Source organism: Vibrio sp. 2092, assembly GCF_033339635.1.
GTDB lineage: Bacteria > Pseudomonadota > Gammaproteobacteria > Enterobacterales > Vibrionaceae > Vibrio > Vibrio alginolyticus.
This window is the reverse complement of record NZ_JAWOUY010000007.1, coordinates 175124-197696: the sequence shown is the minus strand read 5'-3', so window position 1 is coordinate 197696 and position 22573 is coordinate 175124. Positions and strand designations below refer to the sequence as shown.

23 protein-coding genes and 1 pseudogene are annotated in these 22573 nt (G+C 44.3%); 9 read left to right on the top strand and 15 right to left on the bottom strand.

Features of this window, described 5'->3' with window-relative positions; translation table 11 throughout:
- Window positions 1-3 precede the first annotated feature (3 nt).
- Window positions 4-1092, bottom strand: a complete 1089-nt coding sequence (locus tag R7P80_RS14475; protein ID WP_005384167.1) for a DUF3541 domain-containing protein — start codon at window positions 1090-1092, stop codon at window positions 4-6.
- Between the two features lie 69 nt (window positions 1093-1161).
- On the bottom strand, window positions 1162-1767 hold the full coding sequence (locus R7P80_RS14470; protein WP_033906254.1) for an alpha-ketoglutarate-dependent dioxygenase AlkB family protein: 606 nt from the start codon (window positions 1765-1767) through the stop codon (window positions 1162-1164).
- A gap of 132 nt (window positions 1768-1899) precedes the next feature.
- Here R7P80_RS14470 and R7P80_RS14465 point away from each other — a divergent pair, with 132 nt between their 5' ends.
- The gene (locus R7P80_RS14465) at window positions 1900-3255 is read left to right on the top strand and encodes a diguanylate cyclase (RefSeq protein ID WP_053304658.1); all 1356 of its coding nucleotides are present in this window, start codon (window positions 1900-1902) and stop codon (window positions 3253-3255) included.
- Between the two features lie 387 nt (window positions 3256-3642).
- Here the strand turns inward: R7P80_RS14465 and R7P80_RS14460 are convergent, their stop codons facing one another.
- Window positions 3643-5199, bottom strand: a complete 1557-nt coding sequence (locus R7P80_RS14460) for a DUF3612 domain-containing protein (protein WP_080773721.1) — start codon at window positions 5197-5199, stop codon at window positions 3643-3645.
- Between the two features lie 174 nt (window positions 5200-5373).
- On the opposite strand from R7P80_RS14460, the gene R7P80_RS14455 reads away from it, so the two are divergent.
- The gene (locus R7P80_RS14455) at window positions 5374-5952 is read left to right on the top strand and encodes a malate synthase (protein ID WP_005374156.1); all 579 of its coding nucleotides are present in this window, start codon (window positions 5374-5376) and stop codon (window positions 5950-5952) included.
- Between the two features lie 90 nt (window positions 5953-6042).
- On the opposite strand, the gene R7P80_RS14450 is transcribed toward R7P80_RS14455, so the two are convergent.
- Window positions 6043-7056: a GGDEF domain-containing protein gene (locus R7P80_RS14450; RefSeq protein ID WP_017635511.1), complete on the bottom strand. Its 1014-nt coding sequence runs from the start codon at window positions 7054-7056 to the stop codon at window positions 6043-6045.
- Window positions 7057-7405: 349 nt separating this feature from the next.
- Here R7P80_RS14450 and R7P80_RS14445 point away from each other — a divergent pair, with 349 nt between their 5' ends.
- Genes R7P80_RS14445 through R7P80_RS14435 form a run of 3 tightly spaced genes read left to right on the top strand, consistent with a single transcriptional unit; the run spans window position 7406 to window position 11009 of the window.
- Entirely contained in the window at window positions 7406-8758 is a 1353-nt protein-coding gene (locus R7P80_RS14445) for a DASH family cryptochrome (protein WP_053304657.1), read from the top strand.
- The gene (locus R7P80_RS14440) at window positions 8758-10302 is read left to right on the top strand and encodes a cryptochrome/photolyase family protein (RefSeq protein WP_053304656.1); all 1545 of its coding nucleotides are present in this window, start codon (window positions 8758-8760) and stop codon (window positions 10300-10302) included. Before R7P80_RS14445 ends, R7P80_RS14440 begins: the two co-directional genes overlap by 1 nt.
- Window positions 10302-11009 (top strand): SDR family oxidoreductase, encoded by a 708-nt coding sequence (locus tag R7P80_RS14435; protein WP_053304655.1) that lies wholly within the window; start codon window positions 10302-10304, stop codon window positions 11007-11009. The genes R7P80_RS14440 and R7P80_RS14435 overlap by 1 nt, the downstream gene beginning before the upstream one ends.
- Before the next feature lie 61 nt (window positions 11010-11070).
- On the opposite strand, the gene R7P80_RS14430 is transcribed toward R7P80_RS14435, so the two are convergent.
- Both R7P80_RS14430 and msrB read right to left on the bottom strand, forming a co-directional pair.
- Window positions 11071-11217, bottom strand: a complete 147-nt coding sequence (locus R7P80_RS14430) for a DUF2256 domain-containing protein (RefSeq protein ID WP_080996743.1) — start codon at window positions 11215-11217, stop codon at window positions 11071-11073.
- Window positions 11218-11250: 33 nt separating this feature from the next.
- Window positions 11251-12393: a peptide-methionine (R)-S-oxide reductase MsrB gene (msrB, locus tag R7P80_RS14425; protein WP_053304654.1), complete on the bottom strand. Its 1143-nt coding sequence runs from the start codon at window positions 12391-12393 to the stop codon at window positions 11251-11253.
- 202 nt (window positions 12394-12595) lie between these two features.
- Here msrB and R7P80_RS14420 point away from each other — a divergent pair, with 202 nt between their 5' ends.
- Complete coding sequence (locus R7P80_RS14420; protein ID WP_005374132.1) at window positions 12596-12994, top strand: OsmC family protein; 399 nt, start codon at window positions 12596-12598, stop codon at window positions 12992-12994.
- A gap of 129 nt (window positions 12995-13123) precedes the next feature.
- On the top strand, window positions 13124-13684 hold the full coding sequence (locus tag R7P80_RS14415) for a sugar O-acetyltransferase (protein ID WP_053304653.1): 561 nt from the start codon (window positions 13124-13126) through the stop codon (window positions 13682-13684).
- Between the two features lie 520 nt (window positions 13685-14204).
- On the opposite strand, the gene R7P80_RS14410 is transcribed toward R7P80_RS14415, so the two are convergent.
- The 5 genes from R7P80_RS14410 to R7P80_RS14390 form a co-directional block, all read right to left on the bottom strand.
- Window positions 14205-14396 carry a hypothetical protein gene (locus R7P80_RS14410; protein ID WP_318096701.1) on the bottom strand — a complete coding sequence of 64 codons (192 nt, stop codon included), beginning with the start codon at window positions 14394-14396 and terminating at the stop codon, window positions 14205-14207.
- 838 nt (window positions 14397-15234) lie between these two features.
- Complete coding sequence (locus R7P80_RS14405) at window positions 15235-15417, bottom strand: hypothetical protein (RefSeq protein ID WP_021035913.1); 183 nt, start codon at window positions 15415-15417, stop codon at window positions 15235-15237.
- Window positions 15418-15581: 164 nt separating this feature from the next.
- The gene (locus R7P80_RS14400; RefSeq protein WP_138939780.1) at window positions 15582-16268 is read right to left on the bottom strand and encodes a helix-turn-helix transcriptional regulator; all 687 of its coding nucleotides are present in this window, start codon (window positions 16266-16268) and stop codon (window positions 15582-15584) included.
- A gap of 47 nt (window positions 16269-16315) precedes the next feature.
- The gene (locus tag R7P80_RS14395; RefSeq protein ID WP_225491660.1) at window positions 16316-16630 is read right to left on the bottom strand and encodes a hypothetical protein; all 315 of its coding nucleotides are present in this window, start codon (window positions 16628-16630) and stop codon (window positions 16316-16318) included.
- Window positions 16631-16745: 115 nt separating this feature from the next.
- Complete coding sequence (locus R7P80_RS14390; protein WP_053307145.1) at window positions 16746-17669, bottom strand: LysR family transcriptional regulator; 924 nt, start codon at window positions 17667-17669, stop codon at window positions 16746-16748.
- 138 nt (window positions 17670-17807) lie between these two features.
- Here R7P80_RS14390 and yjjG point away from each other — a divergent pair, with 138 nt between their 5' ends.
- Together yjjG and R7P80_RS14380 are read left to right on the top strand one after the other, a co-directional pair.
- The gene (gene yjjG, locus R7P80_RS14385; RefSeq protein ID WP_005374109.1) at window positions 17808-18482 is read left to right on the top strand and encodes a pyrimidine 5'-nucleotidase; all 675 of its coding nucleotides are present in this window, start codon (window positions 17808-17810) and stop codon (window positions 18480-18482) included.
- Between the two features lie 51 nt (window positions 18483-18533).
- The gene (locus R7P80_RS14380; RefSeq protein ID WP_086047560.1) at window positions 18534-19073 is read left to right on the top strand and encodes an NUDIX domain-containing protein; all 540 of its coding nucleotides are present in this window, start codon (window positions 18534-18536) and stop codon (window positions 19071-19073) included.
- A 79-nt stretch (window positions 19074-19152) separates the two neighbouring features.
- On the opposite strand, the gene R7P80_RS14375 is transcribed toward R7P80_RS14380, so the two are convergent.
- The 4 genes and pseudogenes from R7P80_RS14375 to R7P80_RS14360 form a co-directional block, all read right to left on the bottom strand.
- Entirely contained in the window at window positions 19153-19587 is a 435-nt protein-coding gene (locus tag R7P80_RS14375; protein ID WP_005480927.1) for a hypothetical protein, read from the bottom strand.
- 20 nt (window positions 19588-19607) lie between these two features.
- Window positions 19608-20159 carry a YtfJ family protein gene (locus tag R7P80_RS14370; RefSeq protein ID WP_086047559.1) on the bottom strand — a complete coding sequence of 184 codons (552 nt, stop codon included), beginning with the start codon at window positions 20157-20159 and terminating at the stop codon, window positions 19608-19610.
- A 78-nt stretch (window positions 20160-20237) separates the two neighbouring features.
- Window positions 20238-20956 (bottom strand): annotated as a pseudogene (locus tag R7P80_RS14365) (carbonic anhydrase).
- Between the two features lie 78 nt (window positions 20957-21034).
- Window positions 21035-22378 (bottom strand): OmpP1/FadL family transporter, encoded by a 1344-nt coding sequence (locus tag R7P80_RS14360; RefSeq protein WP_225491661.1) that lies wholly within the window; start codon window positions 22376-22378, stop codon window positions 21035-21037.
- Window positions 22379-22573 lie beyond the last annotated feature (195 nt).

Below are 22573 nucleotides of genomic sequence, written 5' to 3'. Positions count from 1 at the left end.
TTTCTAAGGCTTGGGCATTAAGCCGTAAGGTATCGATTTAAAAGCCTCTGGGTGCTCTTGATAAGTTGGCGCTTTATGTACCCCTTTCCAATCGAGCAGCATGATGGCTAGTACGTTACGGTGTTCGCCGTACTTGAGATCAAAGTTACCGTCGACCGACGGAATCATCCCTTTTTCTGCGTTGATTGCGTGACGAATGGCTTGGCGGGTTTTCTTTACGACCGGATCATGGTCCAAGCCTGCTAACAAAAACGAAATGCCGACTTCCGCAATCACGTCTTCTTTGGCGCGCAGTAGGATAGTATCGATATTGTTGCGAAAGTAATCATAAATCCATTGGTGTTTCTTCTCGCTTACTCGCTCCTGATAATACTGTGAATCGGCAAAGATGATGTGCGTCATACCATAGAGTTTGTTCCAATACTGCTGAGCTGAAAGCATCTTATCTTTATCGTCGGGGTAGGTGTCACGGAAGGTTTGAGTGAATTCCTCGACCACATCTTGCTCTCCTAACTGACGAAGCCAGTAGACTTGGTTTGCAAGCTGAGCTGCCCATGCTTCTATCATCTCTTTGTCCGTAACGTAACGCGAGAAATCGTAGCGCCTAATAATTTTTCTCAGCGTTTTGTCTTGTTTATGCTTTAGGCCGTATTCGTTTGCTCTTGCCATTGCGCCAAGCAAATCCACACCAAGATAAAGGTACTCAGGATGGTGTTTAGTCACGGTATAGCGTCGCTGCCCTCGTTCGGTTTCTTTCTCTTGATACGTGGTCAGCCTTTGAGATGAATAGAGAATGATGTCTTCTGGTTCAACAACTTCATTAGCAAATTGGTTTAACCGGCTGGCTACTTGTGCCATGTCGGTCCAAATGGCAGCGTGATATTTCTCATCTAATGTTTGGCGGTACATGCGTAAGCCAAAATGGCCCTCTTTAAACGCCGGGAAAGTGAACAGTTCCTGTTCGTAGGTACTACGAATCAACTGCGCTGATTGAGTATTATCGAGAAGCGGTACCTCTTCCTGTGATGCCTGAGCAGCAAAGGTAAGTGAGCAAGAGAGTAAGACCGCTAAGCTAAGAGGTTTAATACGCATAAATCCATTCCCTATGAAGTCCTGAACCTAAACCTACCATCAATATTAATTGAGAATGTAAAAGCTGAGTCAATAGTTAAAAATTTGCCTAAAAGTCAGGTTGATACGTTCATCTTTGGTTTTCGCGGTTTTTGGTACGCAGTGCTTCCAGTGATGCTGTAGCTCGCCAGCCATAATCAGTAAGGAGCCGTGAGAAAGCTCATATTCAATCTCAGTTTTACAATGTAAATTTCTAAGCAAAAATCGACGTGTTTCACCTAAGTTCAAAGATGCGATAACAGGGTTTCTACCTAACTCTGGTTCATTATCTTGGTGCCAGCCCATTGAGTCTTGACCGTGTCGATATAAGTTAGCGAGAACAGAATTAAAAGTGACATCAGCAACTGATTCACAACGTACTTTCAGCTGAGTTAACTCAGGAGCCCAAGGGTGAGGCTGCATGGTTAAGCCTGAGTAAGTATATGCTGCATCACCGTGCCACGCTTGTAAGCGAGGTTGAAGTACTGACTTGCCGAACATAGTAATGTGTTCTTGGTGCCATGGCAGTGTCTTTCGAAGTTGGTCAAAGTAATTATCCGCCTCAAGATGGCTAAGAAAATGAGGATCATAATAAAGTTTTCCTCTTTCTACTTCTTGCCATAGATCGCCGCCAAATAAATCGCCTTGTTGATGCATCATCTCACACCTAAAACATAAAAGTTGTCAATCACTGTTACCTTTCTGATTATGATTGGTTATTCTTGTGATAATAAGAATTTTAACAATAAATAAAAAATCTCGTAGTTGTATACGAGTTGTGGGGAGAAAATGCGTTATTTACCCAGAAAGCGATGCTATTTTGCATTGTTCTTCCTCACCTTTTTCGCTTTGTGTATTGGGGTTATCGAGCTGTTAAATCGAAACCAGCAAGAGCTTCACAAAGAGCGAGTTCAAGTTGAGGCCAAAGAACAACTTTCCATTCTCCGTTCCAATTTGGAAGCGGTACTTATGGCGGATATCTACAAAGCCAGTACTTTAGCGACACTCATTACGTTACTTCCTAAAAATCAAGAAGAAGAATTGAGTATCGCCGCTCACCGAATCCTAAATAAAAGTAAACATATTACAATCATCGGTATCGCGAAAAATGATGTAATTAGTCACGTATTTCCACGCCAAGGTAATGAGCGCCTAATCGGCCTTGATTACCGCGCAGTGCCACAGCAGTGGGTACAGGTGCAAAAAGCCAAGGATGTACAAGAAATTTTCATCGCAGGGCCCGTTACATTGATCCAAGGTGGCCGAGGTTTGATCGTGCGTGTGCCTGTTTTTCTTGATCCTCCAATGAATCAGGACTACTGGGGAGTGATCAGTGCGGTGATTGATTTCGATGCTCTGATGAGAGAAACCGGCGTAATTGATTTCTCGTATCGTTACCCTTTAATGATCCGTGGTTACGATAGCGGTGGCTCATTTGGTGATGCTTTCTTTGGCGCGCAAAGTATAAATAGCATGGTATATGCAAAAGAGATGGTTCATTTTCCTTATGGTGGGTGGAGTATGGTGGTTTTCTCTGGAGGCAAAGCTGATCGCCAAATCTCTTGGCATCAGTTGCATTTAGCTAGAGTAATCGGCTATCCCATTATATTCGCACTTAGCCTCGCGCTGTTCGCCATTTATCGACTGTATACCATTGCAGATGACAGAGCTTTACACGATGAACTCACGAATTTACCAAACCGTCGCTATTTTATGAAGTTTTACAAGCAGCAGTTCGAAATAGCGAAACGTTATAAAAAGCGTTATAGCTTCGCCTTAATTAATATTGACCTAGATAGGTTTAAACACATTAACGACACCTATGGTCACGACGCAGGTGACAAAGTTTTAATCGCTACGGCTGAAAGGGTAAAAAGCTCTCTGCGTAAATCAGACATCGTGGCCAGAATGGGCGGTGATGAGTTCTTAGTTGTAGTTCATCACCCAGGAACGGAAGAAAATGTTCAGTCTCTTCTACAAAAACTTCGATTAGCGCTATGCTCTACGCCCGTCATTTACGATGAAACGCTTATCTATTTGAAAGCCAGTATTGGGTACGCGATATTTGACCCGCAAATGTCATCTCCTGAGCAAATGATGAAAATAGCCGATGAGAGAATGTATCAACAAAAGCATGGCGGATGAGCCTGAACCCAGTTTCAATAAGGGGTTAGAGGAATGGTAAAGTTGGGAGCCCGAAATCTCATCATCATTGAGGTGCAAGAATATGTGACTTCATATGTTCACAGACACTTTGCTGAGAGAGTCGTTATTAGCAGTGCATTCAGTGGCATATTTGCATAATGTTGCATTTTGCAAATGCAGTTTGCGAAATTAATGGTTAATAAAGCAACGATATGCATCTGGATCTACTAAAAAACGGCTTTTTTAAAGTTGGCACGCATCGTGCTTTACTTAGAGTGACCCTTATTAAGCCGAGGGTCACCTAGCCAACTGACGTTGTTAGTGAATACAAATTGTTCACAAGTATATACCGCCAATCACGTTTATTGTGATTGGCGTTTTTTCTTTCTAAAGCCCGATGATATTCACGTCGCTGCCCGTCTCATCAGCTTCTCCGCACTTGCTGTAACAACTAGGTTGTCTTGGACAAACCGCCCCTCTGGAGCAGATCAACCTTGCTTGGGTTTGAATCCCGCGCTCTATCCAGTTGATGTTTAATATCTTAGCGATAGTCGTTAAGTCTTTTTTGATGTGGGGAGGAATAACACTACTTCCGCCGGAAGCGACACAAAGGGACTTAAGTTCTTCCGCTATGGAAACGGCATCGCCACCTTGTGCAGAAATAGCAGGGTTAAGATCAATACCGGCACATAGCACGCGATTATTTCCCGCAGGGTCAAATACGTTGACCGATTCGCAGCAGTAGATACGTGGCTCGTCGCCAACATTTAAAATCGAAATTTGCGCTGAACTGGTATCCAAAGGCTGGGAAAGGCGTCGGAATACCGCCCAGTGCTGGCAAGGGTCGTTTACTTTGCGCATGTTGCCCCAAGGCAATGGAATACCATTTCCTCGATACACTGCTTTTAACTTGCCGGGGCCATAGGCATCAAAATAGTGCCAATGAGGGTAAGGCGAGACCACCGTCATGCGACGCATTGCAACGGAAGGAGAAACGCCGGCCTTTTTGTGAACATCAATTTCGTAACCGGAGCGGTCAAGCAACTGACGAAATGGTACTTTGGGGCAAAGCAAGGCACCAGCAAAAAAGCTGGACTCAAAATCACGCCAAGCTTGCAGGATATCTTGCGAATTGAGTTCAGAGTTCGACACAGGGCTGTCCATTTGCTCCCAATTGTTTTGATGCCCGATAGATAAAACGTTATTCATTGCATCGCTGCTATGGAGCACTCGATGGCCGATATATACCGCCAAGTCATACTTCAATCGGGTTGGATAGTCACGCATTCGTTTATTGAGATAAATAGTCCCAGGTGGCTCCATGAAAGACGTAATCAACTGTTTGGCGCTGACGCCCAGTTCATCAATCACATCTTGTGGCGCTCGATCTACCCAGCGGATATCCAATCCCATACTCTTTGCAATGTCTACGAGATCTTCTACAGATAGATTCAGCCGCTTCAAGCCGACCTCTTCGGCGGCGCGCTCTAAATCAGGAAAATGGTTTTGATGGTTTTCTTGGTGTGCGCGGATCAGTAAGTGGGCGAATTGACGCCCCGTGATACCTGTTTGGGAGAGCATTTCTGGTATCGCGATTTGAAGAATATCATTGGAAAACAGGAAGCTCGGCTCCAACGCCATGCCACTAATCCCGCCACGATTTCCTTTGTTGGGTGTGATGGCTTCTAATTCGGGTTCATCATCTAAAAACCACGCCGGATCTTTTTGAAAAACTTCCGCGATCACTTCGAGCATATCGATACTCGGTACGCGTTTTCCGCGCTCAATCATTGAAAGGTAAGAAACCGACGGAGCGTACTCTGGATTAATTCTTACACAACGGGCAGACAAATCTTCCATCGTTAAATGGTTGTTTTTTCTTAGGTTACGAATTTTCGTACCAAGAAAATGAGACTGACGAATAAGGCTTTTTGACACAGACATTTTGTAAAATTCACATTGTAAAATTTTTGTTGTGAAATTGTAGTCAATATTTCGCTAGTCTACATAATGAGCAGGCAAGGAAATTAACCATCCACTTCACAGAATTGCCTGAAACTCAAATAAAGGATTTAAGTTTTTACTCTAGGACGAGTTTTTAAGTGCGAGGATATGACGATGAATATGCTGAACTTCGATAAAAAAGAGATGCAACAACAACAACGCCCATTTATCGCTGAAGCCGTATTTGCCGTCGAAGCGGTAAGTGCTGAGCAGCAGAGTGAGAAACAAGTAAAAGCGAAGCAACTGCTTGACCGCATGTTCCCATTGGAGAACGGGTCGCACCAAGACGTATCAAGTTACGTGATTGATTACCGCCATGTTTTGGCTTATTTCAAAGACGGTACACACAGCGGCCTGAAAAGCCCAAAACACTTCGTGGCGTACACTGGTGAAAAGGAAGATCCAAAGTCGATTTTGTTCAAAGATGATTCGGGCAATCATGTAGAAGTGCTGTTTGGCTGTCATAAAGGCACTGGTTGCGTGGAATTAGTGGACATTGATGATATTCAATTGGAAACTCGCACGACGTTTCATCCTGAACTAACTGGCAATGCACCAACCGCGATGCGCCATTGGATAAGTCTAATCAAAGGCGACAAAAAAGGTAAGCCGATGGCATGCAGTGAAGATAAAGAATATACCGCAAAAAATGGTGACGACTACATTCTAAGTTACTGCTACAGCGTCGATTAAGATACTCATGATTGGATACAAAAACCCCGCACTTTACAGCGCGGGGTTTTCTTTTTTATCATAAAAGTCGTTTTCGCTTAGCCAGTTTATTTAAATTGGCATCACGCGGTTACGACCGAGTTGTTTTGCTTCATAAAGCTGTTTATCGGCTTTATTGATTAAGGCTTCAGGCGTATCACCCAGCTCAAATTCTGCTACCCCAAAAGAAGCGGTAATGCTGTGAACTTGTGTGCCTGAGCGCTTATCTCTGATACGCAGTTTTTCTATCATCCGGCGTAGTGTGTCTGCATATTGGCGAGCAATTCGCAGAGATTTGTTAGGTACAATTAACGCGAATTCTTCACCACCAAAACGGTACGCACATATCCCATCTCGACAACTTTGTTGTAGCCGGCGGGCAATGGCTTTTAATACTGTATCGCCAAAAAGGTGCCCGTAATTGTCGTTAAATGATTTGAAATGATCGATATCAAGCATGATCAAGGTCATTGCCTGATTTGATGCAATAAGTGAAGAGAGATCTTTGTCAAATGCTCGGCGGTTGTATAGGTTTGACAAACCATCGAACAACGCATCTTGCTGTACTTCAGCCAGTTGGTTTTTGAGGCGAGAAATTTCTTCACTCGCGTTAGTCAATTGGCTATTCAAAAACTTTGTTGAGTGACGAATTTCGTGTGACTCTGCGACAAGTTGACGAATCACTACCATCACTTCTTCAATGCTTAGGCTATTGTCCTCAACTTTTTCCAGTTTATTAAAGCTTTTGTCTACCATCTCGGAAAAGGAGGAAGTATCTGAAATCGTATCGCTCATTGAACTGGATACTTCATGTAGCAGAACTTCTACATTGGTTCTAAGATCTTCAAGGCTGGTTTCTGCTTTGCTGGCCACATAGTTGTTGTAAAGCTGTTTATTGGTTGCTGGAGGGCAAATACCGTAGTTTTCTAACACCATGTCTAACTCAAAGTTGAGTTCTGGAATGGTCTTGTCAACGTAGGTATACCAAAGCGCGTAGTTGGCTGGCGTGGCAGCAACATGGTTTTTGATCATCAGTGGGACCGCTTTTTTTAAATTAGCGGTTGATTTCTTAAACTCGTCGGTCATTTCTGCGATGGTACTAGCAAAATGGGATTGGGCTTAGATTAACGGATATTAACTAATGTCGCTTTAATTTTTATCACTTTTGCATGGTTTATATAGAAAATGAGTGATTAAGATCGTGATCAATACCGTTGGATTCAAATTTTATAAAATATCAGTATGAAACATGTACAGGCATTTGGTGGTATTGCGTGTTTTGAGATATCCAGCAAATGGATTCCGTTTGAACGTTAGTAACCTAATGATCGTCAAACTCTCGTTTTCGTATAAAAGCAAGTAAATCAAAAGGCTTAACGTCAGGGTCTCCGTGAAAAGAACTCGTAGACGAAGAATTAACATCTGAGGGTGCGAATTGAAAAAGAAAATAGGACTTTATTGGTTCACGAACGACTTGCGATTGCACGACAACCCACTGTTGAAAAGCGCCAGTGTAGAAATGGACGAGTTAATTTGCTTGTATTGCTACCCTTCAATGACGCCTTACTTGCATCACTTTGCGCAGGAAGCCTCTTTCGGGCGTGCGAAATTGCAGTTTCTCGACTTATCGCTTAGTGAACTCAATCAATCTTTGAATCACCTTGGTCAGCGATTATGGGCGGTTGAACTGACGCCCGATCAAGCAATCAAGTATGCTGTTAATCGCTTCGGCGTCACACATATATATGCTGACGCCTTTCCCGGTTCGGATGAGCAACAAGCGTTAGATCGCGCAGTTGAAGGCGCGTCTCATGTAAAAATAAAACAGCAAGCAATCCGGACCCTGTTAAGGGAAGAACAACTGCCATTTGACTTGAGCAATCTGCCTACGACTTTCACGCAGTTTAGAAAGCAAGTTGAAGGTTTAGACATCTCTCGGCCCCACGAGAGTATCCGTTCGTTACCTCCAATTCCTTTAGGTGTGAATCTTCCTTCCGTTACTGCATATTACTTTGACACAAAAGCTGCGTTTCATGGTGGAGAAAGCCGCGGGCTTGAACATTGTCGCCAGTATTTTGCTTCCACACTAGCCAGTGAATACAAACAAACACGCAATGGTTTAGATGGCATGGATTACTCCACCAAGTTCTCTCCTTGGCTAGCTCATGGGTGCGTTTCTCCGAAAACCATTTATGCCATGTTGAAACGTTATGAAGCGGAGAATGGTGCAAATGATTCAACCTACTGGATTTACTTCGAGCTGCTTTGGCGTGAATACTTTTATTGGTATGCCCGTCGACACAAGCGACAGCTCTTCCGATTCGGTGGCATCCAAAATCAAGCACCACTCACCAGCTTTTACGCGCACCGTTTTCAACAATGGAAGAAAGGTGAAACGCCATTTCCTATCGTCAATGCGTGTATGCACCAACTTAATGAAACCGGTTATATGTCGAATCGTGGCAGACAGTTAGTCGCCAGTTGTTTGGTGCATGAACTTGGCCTTGATTGGCGTTATGGCGCGGCGTACTTTGAGTCACAACTGGTCGATTACGATGTGGCATCAAACTGGGGAAATTGGCAATACCTAGCGGGCGTTGGTGCTGATCCGCGTGGTTCACGACAATTCAACCTCGAAAAGCAAACCGAAATGTACGACCCGCACATGGAGTTCATCGATAGGTGGCAAGGTCGTTGTCCTGGCGCGCATTTGGATAGTGTAGACATGGTCGATTGGCCGATTGTGATGGGCAGCAGTGACAAAGCTTCGTCATCGGAGAAACCGTAATGCAATTTGAAACCGTACGATTGATCTTGGGCGATCAACTTAACAGTGAGCACTCTTGGTTTCAGCAACCGGATGAGCAAGTGCTTTACCTGATTGCGGAGCTCAAGCAAGAGAATACTTACGTCACGCATCATATTCAGAAAGTGTGTGCGTTCTTTTCCGCAATGGAACAGTTTGCGAAAGAGCGTCAGAGTGAAGGTCACCAAGTTCTGCACCTCACGTTGGATGACACACAATCCTTCGACGATCTTGAGCAAGTCTTGCAACACTACGCGAGTGAAGTTGGTGCAAGTAAGTTTGAATATCAACGCCCGGATGAATACCGTCTTCTGGAGCAGTTAGCCAAACTAAAGCTTGATGGGGTCGTGACGCGTTGTGTCGACTCGGAACATTTTTTGTTGCCGTTTGAGGAAATAGAATCGCAGTTTCCTCAAGGTAAACACATCATGATGGAGCACTTTTACCGCCGTATGCGCAAGCGCTTCGACATCTTGATGCAAGACGGAAAACCCGTCGGCGGAAAATGGAATTACGATGCCAACAACCGTAACAAGCTCAAAGCCAAAGACATTGAACAACTGCCACAACCTTTGATGTTCAGTACCGACGTGCGCGATATTACTGAGCGGTTGGCACGACATGACATCAAAACTATCGGAAATCTCGAAGGGGAATTGTTGTGGCCGATTAATCGCGCGCAAAGCCTCTCTTTACTCGCGCATTTCTGCCAAGTCTGTCTGCCGTTATTCGGACGTTTTCAAGATGCTATGACAGGCCAGCACGACGCTAAGTGGAGCTTGTATCACAGCCGAATTTCATTCTCGCTTAACAGCAAATTACTGCACCCGAGAGAAGTCATTGATGCTTCACTCAAGGCATTTCATTCCAACGCGGACATCGACATTTCTCAAGTTGAAGGGTTTATTCGCCAAATATTAGGATGGCGAGAGTACATTCGAGGCGTCTATTGGGCGAACATGCCTCATTACCCGAAAAAGAACGAGTTGGGCGCAGAAAGAAAGCTGCCAGATTTCTTCTGGAATGGTGAAACTAAAATGGCTTGTATGCGCAATGCGATTGGGCAGTCCCTCGATTACGCCTACGCACACCACATCCAACGATTGATGGTCACTGGTAACTTTTGCTTGCTAACCGAGATCGACCCAGATCAAGTGGATGAGTGGTATCTCGGTATCTATGTTGATGCGATTGAATGGGTCGAAATGCCGAACACACGTGGCATGGCATTGTTTGCGGATGGCGGCATTGTTGGCACCAAACCTTACGCGGCGAGTGGTTCTTACATCAACAAAATGAGCGACTACTGTAAGGGTTGCCATTACGACAATAAGGCGAGGAGTGGGGAAGGATCGTGTCCGTTTAACAGCCTTTATTGGCGCTTTATGAACAAACACGACAAGCGCCTCGCAGCCAATCCACGAATCGGGATGATTTTCCGCTCTTGGGACAACATGGAAGAACAACAACGCCAAGCGATTCTTGATACCGCAGAGCACTACATAGAAAACGTGGAGAACTTGTGATGGAAATACTCATCGTCGGTGGCAATGGTGGAATTGGTTTGGCGATGGTGAGAGAAGCCGCAGCTCGGTTTCCTCAAGCTCGCGTGCATGCCACTTATCGTAAGCAGCAACCAGATTGGCAACACCCAAATGTCGTTTGGCATCAAGTGGATGTATCGCAAGACGAGCAGGTAAAAGCGTTCAGTGAGCAGATTGAACACGTCGATTGGTTGGTGAACTGTGTTGGTACGTTGCACACCCAAGAGAAAGGTCCTGAGAAGAATCTTAGCTCGCTCGACGCAGACTTCTTTCAGCAAACCATCACGGTTAATACTTTGCCAAGTTTGCTGTTGGCGAAATACTTCACGCCCAAGCTAAAGCGCAGTACTGCACCCAAGTTTGCGACCATTTCGGCCAAAGTTGGCAGCATTAGCGATAATCAGTTAGGTGGTTGGTACAGCTATCGAGCATCGAAAGCCGCATTAAACATGTTCCTCAAAACCATGTCGATCGAATGGCAAAGAATAGTCAAACATGGCACGGTGCTTTCACTTCACCCTGGCACCACAGATACCGCTTTGTCGGCACCTTTTCAAACCAATGTCCCAGAGGGAAAGTTGTTCACGCCAGAGCGAGTTGCTAAGGATTTATTAGGCTTGATAGAAAAAGCAACCCCGCAAGATAGCGGGGCGTTTTGGGCTTATGATGGGACGTTATTACCTTGGTAAGAGAACGCGTACAAACGTTAATACAAAGGGAATAACATGCTCCAGAGAGGGTCGGAGTGACCTACGTTTTCGTTGGTTTATTTCTTCGGCAACGCTCAGAACAATAAACGATTTCCTCCCAATTTCGCGCCCACTTCTTTCTCCAAGAAAACGGGCGCTGACAGACCGGACAGACTTTCATGGGAAGGTTGGATTTAAAACCTTTCATCGCGCTGAATGTTCACTCCTAATTTGGTTAAAATTACTTATCAAATAGGTACAGGTAATCGCCGTAGCCTAAACTCGCCATCTTGTTCACAGGTACAAATTTCATCGCAGCAGAGTTCATGCAATAGCGTAATCCCGTCGGCTTAGGACCATCTTTAAACACGTGACCTAGGTGTGAATCACCAAACTTACTGCGGATCTCCGTTCTAGGGTAGAGCAGTTTATAATCGGTTTTCTCCACGATGTAACCCGGGTTAATTGGTCGAGTAAAGCTTGGCCAACCTGTGCCAGATTTGTATTTATCAGTAGAAGAAAATAGCGGTTCACCGGTCACAATATCAACATAAATTCCCGCTTCTTTGTTGTCCCAGTATTCATTATCAAACGGACGCTCCGTGCCTTCTTCTTGCGTCACGTAATACTGTAGCTCTGTTAAGTTTGATTTGATTTCAGACTGAGCAGGTTTACTGTACGCTTTCACTTTCGAAAGCAGTTTGTTTTCTTCAATCAACTGTCGAAGTGTTTTAGGGCTTTCTTTTCGATCTTCACCAAACACTTCGTCGAGGTATTTATCGCGACCTGATGCGTAGCGGTAGTATTTGTATTTCAGGCTACTCTTCTTGTAGTAATCCTGATGGTACGACTCCGCAGGGTAAAACTTTTCAAACTCGATCAGCTCTGTTTTCAACGGTTTTGGATAGATCATCGCCTTGTCGATTTCCATCATAAACTGCTTAGCAATCTGCTTTTGCTCCGCATTATGGTAGAAGATCGCTGGACGGTATTGAGGACCACGGTCAACAAATGAACCTTTATCGTCGGTAGGGTCGATATGACGGAAGAAGTAGTCCAGCACTTGCTCGTAGTTCACGACAGCAGGATCGTACTTCACCTCAATCACTTCAATATGACCAGATTTACCAGAAGAGACTTGGCGGTAAGTCGGGTTTTCAATATGACCACCTGAATAACCTGATACAACATCGATTACGCCGGGCAGTTGCTCTAAATCCGATTCTGTACACCAGAAACAACCGCCAGCTAGCGTTGCGATTCTTGTATTCTCTGAAGCCTTCAGCTTATCCATCGTATCGGCGGTACCTGTTTTACTCAATAGTAGAAACAAGACTGGAAGTGCGAAGGAGAAACCGGCCAATAACTTAGACATATTCTTCATAGCTACCTCATCGTTATTTTTGTAGAAAGTGTTACTTAAATAAAAAGTGTTACGTATAGAGAAAGGTAACCGAGCGAAAAAATTACAGTAATGTTGAAAATTCCGTTGCCCTTTTATGCGATAGAGCTAAAGTATCGACAAGAAACACACCGCTAGTAAGGGCAACGATGCCTTGAATAAGCGATGCTAAATGAGGTAAATCATGCAAGCTGAAGTTAAATGGATAGAAGATTTTAAATTCCTTGGGCAATCTCAGTCGGGCCACTCCGTAGTGATGGATGGCAATGGTGGTGCAACCGCACCAAGCCCAATGGAAATGGTACTAATGGCTGCTGGTGGCTGTAGCTCTGTCGATGTTGTTGATGGTTTGAAAACGGCAGGCCAAAAGGTCTCGTCAGTTAATGCCAAGCTAACCACAGAGCGTCGTGAAACCGCACCGCGTATCTTTACGCAAGTGAATATCCACTTTGAAGTGTCAGGTGACGAGCTTGACCCAGAAGTCGTAGCAAAAGTGGCGGCTGACTCGCTAGAAAAATACTGCTCGGTTTGCTTAATGCTAGGTGAAGGTGTTGAGATGACCCACAGCTGGGAAATTGTGTAAGCCGACAGACTCCACAAAATATAAAAACAGGAAAGAGAAAAGTCCGGGCTTTTCTCTTTTTTTATTTCGCAATTCACGTACCTTGTGAGGAATCTGAAAGCAGTAATTGCAGGTTGTAGGAGTCTTCCAGTGACAGAACTAGAAAAAATGATGTCTGGCCAGGTCTTTGATGGCATGGACAAAGAAATTGACGCCATTAGAAGCCATGCTCTTCAAGCACTTAGAGCGCTCAATAATAACACCGACGAAAGTCAGCGCGACGAATTGCAAAAGCAGCTATTTGGCAAGGTAGGCCGTTGTATTGTCCAGTCCCCTTTTCATTGTGAATTTGGTAAGACCATCGAAATAGGTGAAGAAACCTTTATCAACATGAACGTGGTCATGCTCGATGGTGCCAAAATTACCATCGGGAACCACGTGCTCATTGGACCGAGCGTGCAATTTTATACCGCTTCTCATTCTGTTGATTACCGAAGTCGTCGACGTTGGGAAACGTTTTGTAAACCTATCACGATTGAAGATGATGTGTGGATTGGCGGAAATTCCGTCATCAACCAAGGTGTAACAGTTGGCGCTCGCTCGGTGATTGCGGCGAACTCGGTCGTTAACCATGATGTGCAGCCAGATTGTCTATACGGAGGCACGCCAGCTAAGTTGATTCGTCGTCTCAACGAAGAAGAATTATTGTAAGAGAGCAAGCGTCGTTGTGACAATTATATAGCTTTCGAGAAGAATATAGCTTATTCGAGTTACATTAAGCCCAAATAAGCTATTTCTACATTATTCAACTTCAAAGTTTCAACTTGAACTTGAAAAACAATAAGGTATTAAGGGTTTAAACTATCTACTAATGCGAGTATTCCAGCTGAAGAGAATACGACTATCAGCATAGAGGAGTTTATAATAATTATTCCTATTAATAGAATTGATAGTGAACGGTACCATCTAGGCACTTCTTTGGAGATATCGGGTAACTTTCGTTTTTTACCTGAGCTAGGTTGGACGATTAAACGAACAAACATCAATGTTCGGAAAAATGCGTAAGGCCATCCCGTAAATAGAGCTAGTTCGAAAGTGTTAAAATAAGGTTCTGTAAAGTAACTATTGACAACTTTTTTTGGCATTAAAATATGCATGATACCTATAAATAATGTCTGGAGAAAAATAATCAATATTCCAGAAAACATTAAGTATCCAATAATATTCCAAACTAATTGCATATGGCACCCAAGTTTGTCTTTGAAATTAAGTCAGGCTGAGAGCCTAAGTTGTTGTATGTAAGCACAGCTGCTTTACCGGAGGCGTACCCAATAGCGGTAGTACCGGCAGCGAGTACAATGGCAGTCCACCAGTCAATAGGGTTTGATACTAAAAATAGACCGACTAACGCGCTGGTACCCATTCCTACAGCTGTGCTAGTTATTGACTCAACAAAAATTTCATTCTTCTCATGTTGGTCTTGTGTATTCGCAATCTGAATGCAGGAAGCCGTTAGACCAACACATACTAAAACATGTCCGCCAACTTTAGATGCTTGAGCTATTTTATTCAGTTTTTCGGCTTGTTTAACTATATGAGCATTCGCAGGTAACCCTCCACTTCGAGCTATGCGAATAGACTCGTAAGCTTTTTATTATCAAGTGATAAATTTAGCCTTTCATATGGAGCACCATACATGTTTAATATAATTGATGATAAGTTATCATGAGTTTTTATTTTATACTCAAATAATCCCGACACAGAGCACCTCTAGCTAATAATTTGTTTGTGCAGATACTAACAAAAAACTATATTTAAAAAGGTTTATTTTTTGCATTCTAGACTTTCATTTTAAAAAGTTACAAATTAGCTGATGTATTTATTATTTGTATGAAATTGTTAATGTGATTTTTTACATTTAAAGTGTGATATTAAACTTGGTTGGATAAGTGAAGGTCATACATGATTTGCTAGTGATAAAAAATACAAGTGCTAACATTGTAGAGTTTATGATAATTACCCATATTGTTATGAAGGATAATAGGCGGTACCACCTAGGCCCCTCTTGGGATACATCAGGTAACTTTCGCTTTTCACCTGAGCTAGGTTGAACGATTAAACGAACAAACATCAATGTTCGGAAAAATGCTTAACGCCAACCTCCAAATATAGTTGGTCGTGTATAAAATTGATAAACTTAAATGGCGAGATGTAAGCCTTGCACAACTAACAAAGGTTGGTTAAACAAGGCTAATAGTCGGTTATGGATGAATAACGATTTGTTGCTCCTCAGTCATCACAAGTGTCGCTTTGCTTTGTTCGATAAGTTGGGCAGCATAAGAAGGGGTAACGGCCTGCATATCACCTTTAGATCGAAGAGTTAAAGACTCCCACGCTTGATCTCGATATTTCCCTGCTTGGGTGTATTGAATCAGTACTTTCATAGCTTCACGCTCCGGTGTGGTTGACGTGCTACTTAAGTTAACGATCTTAGGTTGGTTGCGCATCTGTTAAAAATGAAACATTAGTTTAACCAAATGTGCCTTTCCAAATATCGAGCATTGAGCAGAGCAATTTAGAATCCTTTTGATGGAAGGATGAAGAACACTCAATCTTTCGATTCATACTGCGCAATATAATGTTTGAGAGATTTGGTTTCCGCACTCTCAAACTCTTCATCGTGCATACGCAGTGCTTGGATACGGTCGAGGCGGAACTGGCGGTAGTCATCGCGCAATTCGCACCAGGCGACCAGCGTCCAGACTTTGCCCCAAAAGAACTGGCCTAACGGTTGGATTTTTCTCTCGGTCACCTGTCCGCTTTCATCTTGGTAATCCAAACTGACCTTAAACTGATGATCAATCGCGTGGCGCAGAAGCTGCCCTCGTTTGGCAGTCTCGGATTGGGTGTGATAATCGGGCACAATCAGCGGACAATCTTCCACTTGTTGTTTGAGCTTATCGGGCAATACCGAAAGTATTTTGGTGGACGCAGAGTGAGACGCTTCGGCGAGTTCAACATCCGACCAGGCTCGAACCATCCGCATACCCAGTTCAAGCGCCATCATCTCTTTTTCTGAGAACATCAAAGGCGGCAGATGAGAGCCAGCTTGCAACAGGTAGCCGACACCTGCTTCACCTTGAATAGGAACACCAGAACTGAGCAACGACTGAATATCGCGATAAATCGTACGTTCGCTAACTTCCATTCTTTCTGCGAGCTCTTTCGCTGTCACGGCGTAACGCTTTGCGCGCAGAAGCGTCAGTAGCTCAAACAGTCGTTCTGATTTGCTCATGATGTTCCTTATCTAGACCTACTGGTTGTTAGTGGTAGTGTGGCTGATTACTTCTCTAGCTCACTGCACATTTTTAAGTTGTGATGTTTAAGCTCGAAGCTTTCGCAGTCAATCATCGATAACAGAGGCTGAAATTCAACGGCTTGCTTAATCTGCTTTCCCGCCTGTTTTGCATCGTCCATTGAACGCCAGTAAATGATGTCTGTCCACAGATCGTCCGTCGCTTCGTGACTGAGTGAGCGATACAAAAAGCCCGGCAGATTCTTCACAAACGTTTGTGACTGTTTGGCAGCGGCGATCACGTCTTGCTCTGTTGTGCTTGCGGTTAGACGAAATTGCACAGTTTCGATAACGGTTTCCATATTGTGATTCCTTATTGGTTTTGGTGGATTGCCTGTTGAGTTCCAAATAAGGTTACGCGGATGGAATGTCAGAACATGTCAGTAGTGAAATCTCACTCACTTATCATCAATATGGTTATTTTTCTGGGCTGTTGTAACGATCCCAGTAAGGTAAATCTGTGCCGAGTTTTTCGCTGATAAAATCGATAAAGGCTCTTACTTTCAATGGCATGTGCTTGCGCTCAGGAAAAACCGCATAAATGGCGTGTTCTGGTAGAGAATACTCTTCCATCACCGGTTTTAGATTTCCTGCTGCAAAGTCTCTTCCTGCAATAAATGTTGGCAGTTGCGCAATGCCTGAGCCTCTTAACAGCAACTGGCGAATGGCTTCGCTGTTATTGACGATAAAGTTTCCTTTTGGAAGTACCTTGTATTCGCTGCCGTTGTTGATGAACATCCATTCGACGCCGCCACGGAAATAGGAGTAGCGCAGGCAGTTGTGACCGACTAAGTCACTTGGTTTTTGTGGTGTTCCAAACTCCGCTAAGTAATCTGGCGAGGCACAAAGCACACTTTTACAAGGGGCGAGACGTTTTGCGATTAGATTGGAAGAGGTGAGTTCACCAATACGGATCCCCAAATCAAAACCGTCTTTAACCAAATCGACCATTTTGTCTTCGAGGTTTAAATCCACTTCAATTTTCGGATAACGAGCGAGAAACTCGCTGATCAAAGGCGCGATATGCAGCACACCGAAAGACATCGGCACGGTAATTTTGAGCCGACCTTGTGGCGAGCCTTGCAGTTCCGATACCGCGTCCACGCCTTGCTGGGCCAGATTGAGCGCTTGAGAAGCGTACTCAAAATAGCGTTCTCCCGCTTCGGTCAGGCTCAGCTTACGCGTGGTTCGGTTAAGGAGACGAATACCCAAATCGTCTTCTAGTTGGTTGATGCGTTTGCTGATCGCCGATTTCGTCAGATTCAGCTGTTTGGCCGCAAGGGAAAAGCTGCCGCATTCGACAACAGCAACAAAAACGGGCAGGGAGGCAATCGCGTTCACATCAATCTCCTATTATCGTGAAGCATTTATTGTTGAGCACAAGGATACAATTAATTTCCAATTATAGAGATTATCTTCAAGAAGAAAACAATCTAGACTATGCACCAGTATTACGACCTTGATTTTGGGAAGAAGAAAATGAAGTACGATTGGATCCTGTTTGACGCTGACGAAACCTTATTCCACTTTGATGCTTTCAAAGGTTTGCAGCTTATGTTTTCTCGCAAAGGCGTAGATTTTACTGAACAAGATTTTGCTCATTACCAAACCGTAAACAAACCGCTTTGGGTGGATTACCAAGACGGCAAAGTAACGGCAGATGAGCTAAAACATAAGCGTTTTACCGAGTGGGCTGAGAAGTTGAATACCACAACAGCAGATCTCAATAGCGCATTTTTAGAAGCAATGGCCGATATTTGCAGCTTGTTGCCAGGTGCAAAAGAGCTGATGGAAGCGCTGCAAGGCAAAGCTAAAATGGGCATCATCACCAACGGTTTTACAGAGTTGCAAGCGATTCGCCTTGAGCGCACAGGGATGACTGAGTACTTCGATAAAGTAGTGATCTCTGAACAAGTGGGCGTAGCAAAACCGGACTTAGGTATTTTTGAATACGCGATGCAGCAAATGGGCAACCCATGCAAAACGCGCGTACTGATGGTGGGTGACAACCTGCATTCCGATATTCTGGGTGGTAATAATTTTGGTATTGAAACTTGCTGGTTAAATACCACAGGCGCAAGCGTTGATGAGCGTATCGCACCAAATTACACCGTTGAGTCTTTGAGTGAACTAAAGAACATTTTGGTGGCGTAACTGAATCGGGTATTATTCCGCAGTAACCCTCAGAAAAATCAAGGAATAACCATGTCAGACATCAAACAGTTAGACAGCAAAGTCGTTTACCAGAATAAGTGGATGACGGTGCGTGAGGACAAAATTTTACGTCCGAGCGGCGCAGAGGGCATCTATGGTGTGGTCGACAAACCTGATTGTGCTGCGATTCTGGCTATCGATAACGGGATGATTCACTTGGTTCAGCAGTACCGTTACACCGTAGGTCAACGTTGTTGGGAGATCCCACAAGGGGCGTGGGAATCAAACCCAGATGCGGATCATCTTGAGCTTGCCAAAGGCGAGCTGCGTGAAGAAACGGGTATGCAGGCGAGCACTATGGTGTATGTCGGCGCGCAGTTTATCGCATACGGCTTTTTGAATCAGACATGTCACGTCTACTTCGCCACTGATTTAACGGACGTGGGCAATCAACTCGACAGTGAAGAAGAGGATTTGATCACTCGCGCTTTTTCTGTTGAGGAGTTCGAACAGATGATGATCGACGGCACGATCAAAGATTGTGTCACCATTGCTGCTTATGGTTTGGCGAAGCTGAAGAAATTCATTTAGTTATTCATGACGATTTTTTAATGAAAACAGCGGCCTAGTGCCGCTGTTTTTAGTTTGGGTGAGCTCGTTGAGCCATCGCTTACTCGTCGATTTTCTTACCTAAGATTTCCACTTGCGCTTTTTTAGTCACCCCCGCGACTTGCAGCGCAGTGCTGCCAACCGATTCATAGTTCAACTCGATTTTGTCTAACTTCGCGTTATCTTTTGTTGGTAGGCTTAAGCTTCTTGATGACATGCCTTTAGTCAGAACCCCTAAACTGTCGAACGTCTTTTCCTGACCATCTTTCATGATTACTTTAACGCTTTTCAGATCGACCGTACCTTGCGTACATTTGATTTTTATGTGGCTGAAACGAGCGTTAGCAAATGGTGACAGTGGATTGACTGTGTCGGTTTCCGATTTAAAACTGACGGTCTTATCTGCAATCTTATCCCAATCGTTGTCTCCTGCAACCGATTGGAAAGAGGCTACAGCCGCTAAAAGACAGAGTGCGATGGTGTTGAACAGTTTCATAGCTTTTCCTTACCTTAGGTTTAGATATTCTGTTTAATCAGTTCGATAACGTGTGTGACTTCGTCTTGAGTTAAAGCCCCTTCTTTCACGAATAAAATTTCACCTTGTTTATTTTGTACGATAATCGCAGAACTTTCTTGCTGCAGATCCCAAGTTGTTGCTAATACGCCATTCTTGTCTAACACCATGGAAGACCAAGAGAATGTCTTTTTGCTGTCCTCTGCCGACGATTTAACAAATGTACCGGTTCCCCAAATGGCGTCTTCTTGGTTGATTACGGTTGTGGTCTGATACTGATCTTCAGGAAAGTGAGCGGCAGTGATTGCTGACATCAGCGGCGCGTTCATCTCTTTGGCTTTACTACGACCTGCAATGGCTTGTATCACACGGATTTTGCCTAACATCTGCTGAGTTGCCCAAGGTTGATAAGCCACATCGTCTCCTTGCAGCGTCATTTCGCCATCGGTATCAATGCTGACGGAAGGGGTGGTTTGACCGACAGAAAGGTTATGAGAGAAGGCGAATGTCGGGGCGAGTGAGAGTAAGAGTGACAGAACAGATGGAGTTTTCATTGGGGGGCCTGTAACGAAGTGAGGTTAGAGCGAATCAAAATAAGGGGCAAATACGATGCCCCTTATCGGATTTGGCGATTAGTTAGAAAGTACAACGCGCGCATTTAACGGTTGTAGCGGACGATTGTTTTGTCCCATGACTTCCATAAGTTTCGCGGCTTGATCTTTGGATAAGGTTTGAGTGTCTTTAAGCACAAACCAGCGCACACCTTCTGAACATGGCGGTGTGGTTAAAGAGCCGTTAAATCGATAGTAGTTTGCAGTTTTTGGCAGTAAGTCGTTAATCTCAAACGTATCTTTAAAGAACGTGGTTTGATTCTCTTGTGGGATTGCGTTGATCAGTTTAGACAGTGCTGCGTTTTGATCGCCAGCATCAAACATCACCGAAATTACCGCCAACTCGCCGTCTGCGTTGGCGTGTACAAAGTGCGCTTCAAGTGGATATTGGCGGCCTTTGATTTGGTTTTCTGATGGTGTGTGGAAATGGAACTGTTGCAGCTCGAACGTCTCGCCATCAATGGTGAAGCTGTTACGTCCGTTCACTTGCGCTTGCAGCGTATGACCATTGTTGGTTAAACCAATGACCTGACCAGTGTACGAAAGGTTCAGTGCTTCCAGTTTTGCATCGGCTGGGTTGTCGATGTTGATTGGGCTTTGGTTTTTCGTGGTTGCGCAGTCTTTGGCGATTTTCCCCAGTGCTCTGGCCCGTGTTTGTCATTGCCATAGCCCCATTCCGAAGCCTGAGCTGCGCTTAGAGTGAGAAGTGAGAGTGAAAAAGCAAGTAGTGTTTTGTTCATAATAATGTCTCTGTTCGGTCGCTTTGATAAGCGTTGTTACAAGGCAATGACCTAGAGGTTTGATCACTGCCTGACAAATTAGAAACGGTGGCTGAGTTGGGCACCAATTAGGAACGCATTTGAATGGGTCACGCCCGTTACCATCGGTGCAGGAACACCTTCATACGCGTACTCTTCTACGTTGACATCTTCACCAATCAAGTACGTCATGCCGATGTCAACCGTGGTATCTGATGACCATTGGTAAGAGGCACCCGCAGATAACCAGTGACGGTTCGAATCTGGGATAGAAAGCGAAGTCAGCTCATCGACAGGTGTTTTGTCGAACATGTAACCCGTGCGTAGTGTCCAACGTTCATTGGCGTACCAAGTCGCACCGATGGAGTAGTGCGCGGAGTCTTGCCACTGAAAATCTTTTAGCAACTGATCATCAGCTTTCAAGCTGTCAAATGCTGACCAACCAATCCACTGCACAGAATAGTGCAGGGCAAATTTAGGTAAGACGCGGTGATAACCGGAAAACTCCGCAATATCCGGTAGCGGCATAGCAAGTGAGTCGTACGATTCGCCAGCAAAGTGGATGTCACCCTTGGCATCGATGTTAGGGCTGTGCTTGTAGCTTAAACCTAAGCGATGACGTTCGTTAAACTCGTACATCATGCCAATATTCGCACCAAGCCCAATGCCGCCGGCTTCCACATCAAGTGCGTTGCCTTTTACGGATCCACAGCGTTGTTCTAGTTCGTTTCCAAGTATGTTCCCACCAACGCAAAAACCCACGTCCATATCGCGGTACAGCTCACCAGAGCCGTAAATCACATCAATACCACCACCGATACTAAAACGATCGTTCACCTTGTATGCCAAGCTTGCGCCAAGGTTGACACTCGCTACGCTGGTGACACCGCCAAAAACAGGTGCGCCATAGTTTGGTTTAAACTCCATGTCGGTTCCGAAGTTGGAATATGCCGATAAGCCTAGATACCAGTCGTCGTTGATAGGGTGAATAAAGTAAAAATTGGGTACAACGGCTGGTTGACCAACGCCATCGACGTCATCAATGTCGGTCACGGTTTGAGAGAAGGACGGGGTAATGTCAACTTGAGGGGACGGAGGAAAACCACCCATACCAACATTGACATCCGCATTAATGTTAGCTCGATGATATTGCGCATTTTTAACGGTAACGTCAGGTTTGACGTAAGTGACACCGAACGATAAGGTATTTTGTTTAAACAGCGTCATCGCTGCGGCGTTGCGGCTGATTACAGACGCATTATCACCAATGACGGCATCACCAGCAAAAGCACGACCAAGACCCGTCGCAGAATGTTCGTTAATTTGAAAACCACCGGCATACGCCGTCGAGGAGGCTAACCCGATTAATAAATAAATCGGTGAAAGAGTTAATTGTCGCTGCATGTTTTTCTCATGAATTAATTAGAAGTTGTATTGCAGCGAAAAGTAGTAAAATAAACAAATCTGACCAGTGTGTTTAGGAGTAAAACTAACAGTGTGCTGACAATAAGTAAATTTAACTTAATAAATATTTATTGTTTAATTTATTAATGCTTCATGGCGTGAATATAGTAGTTATTTTACGTGTAAATTAAATCC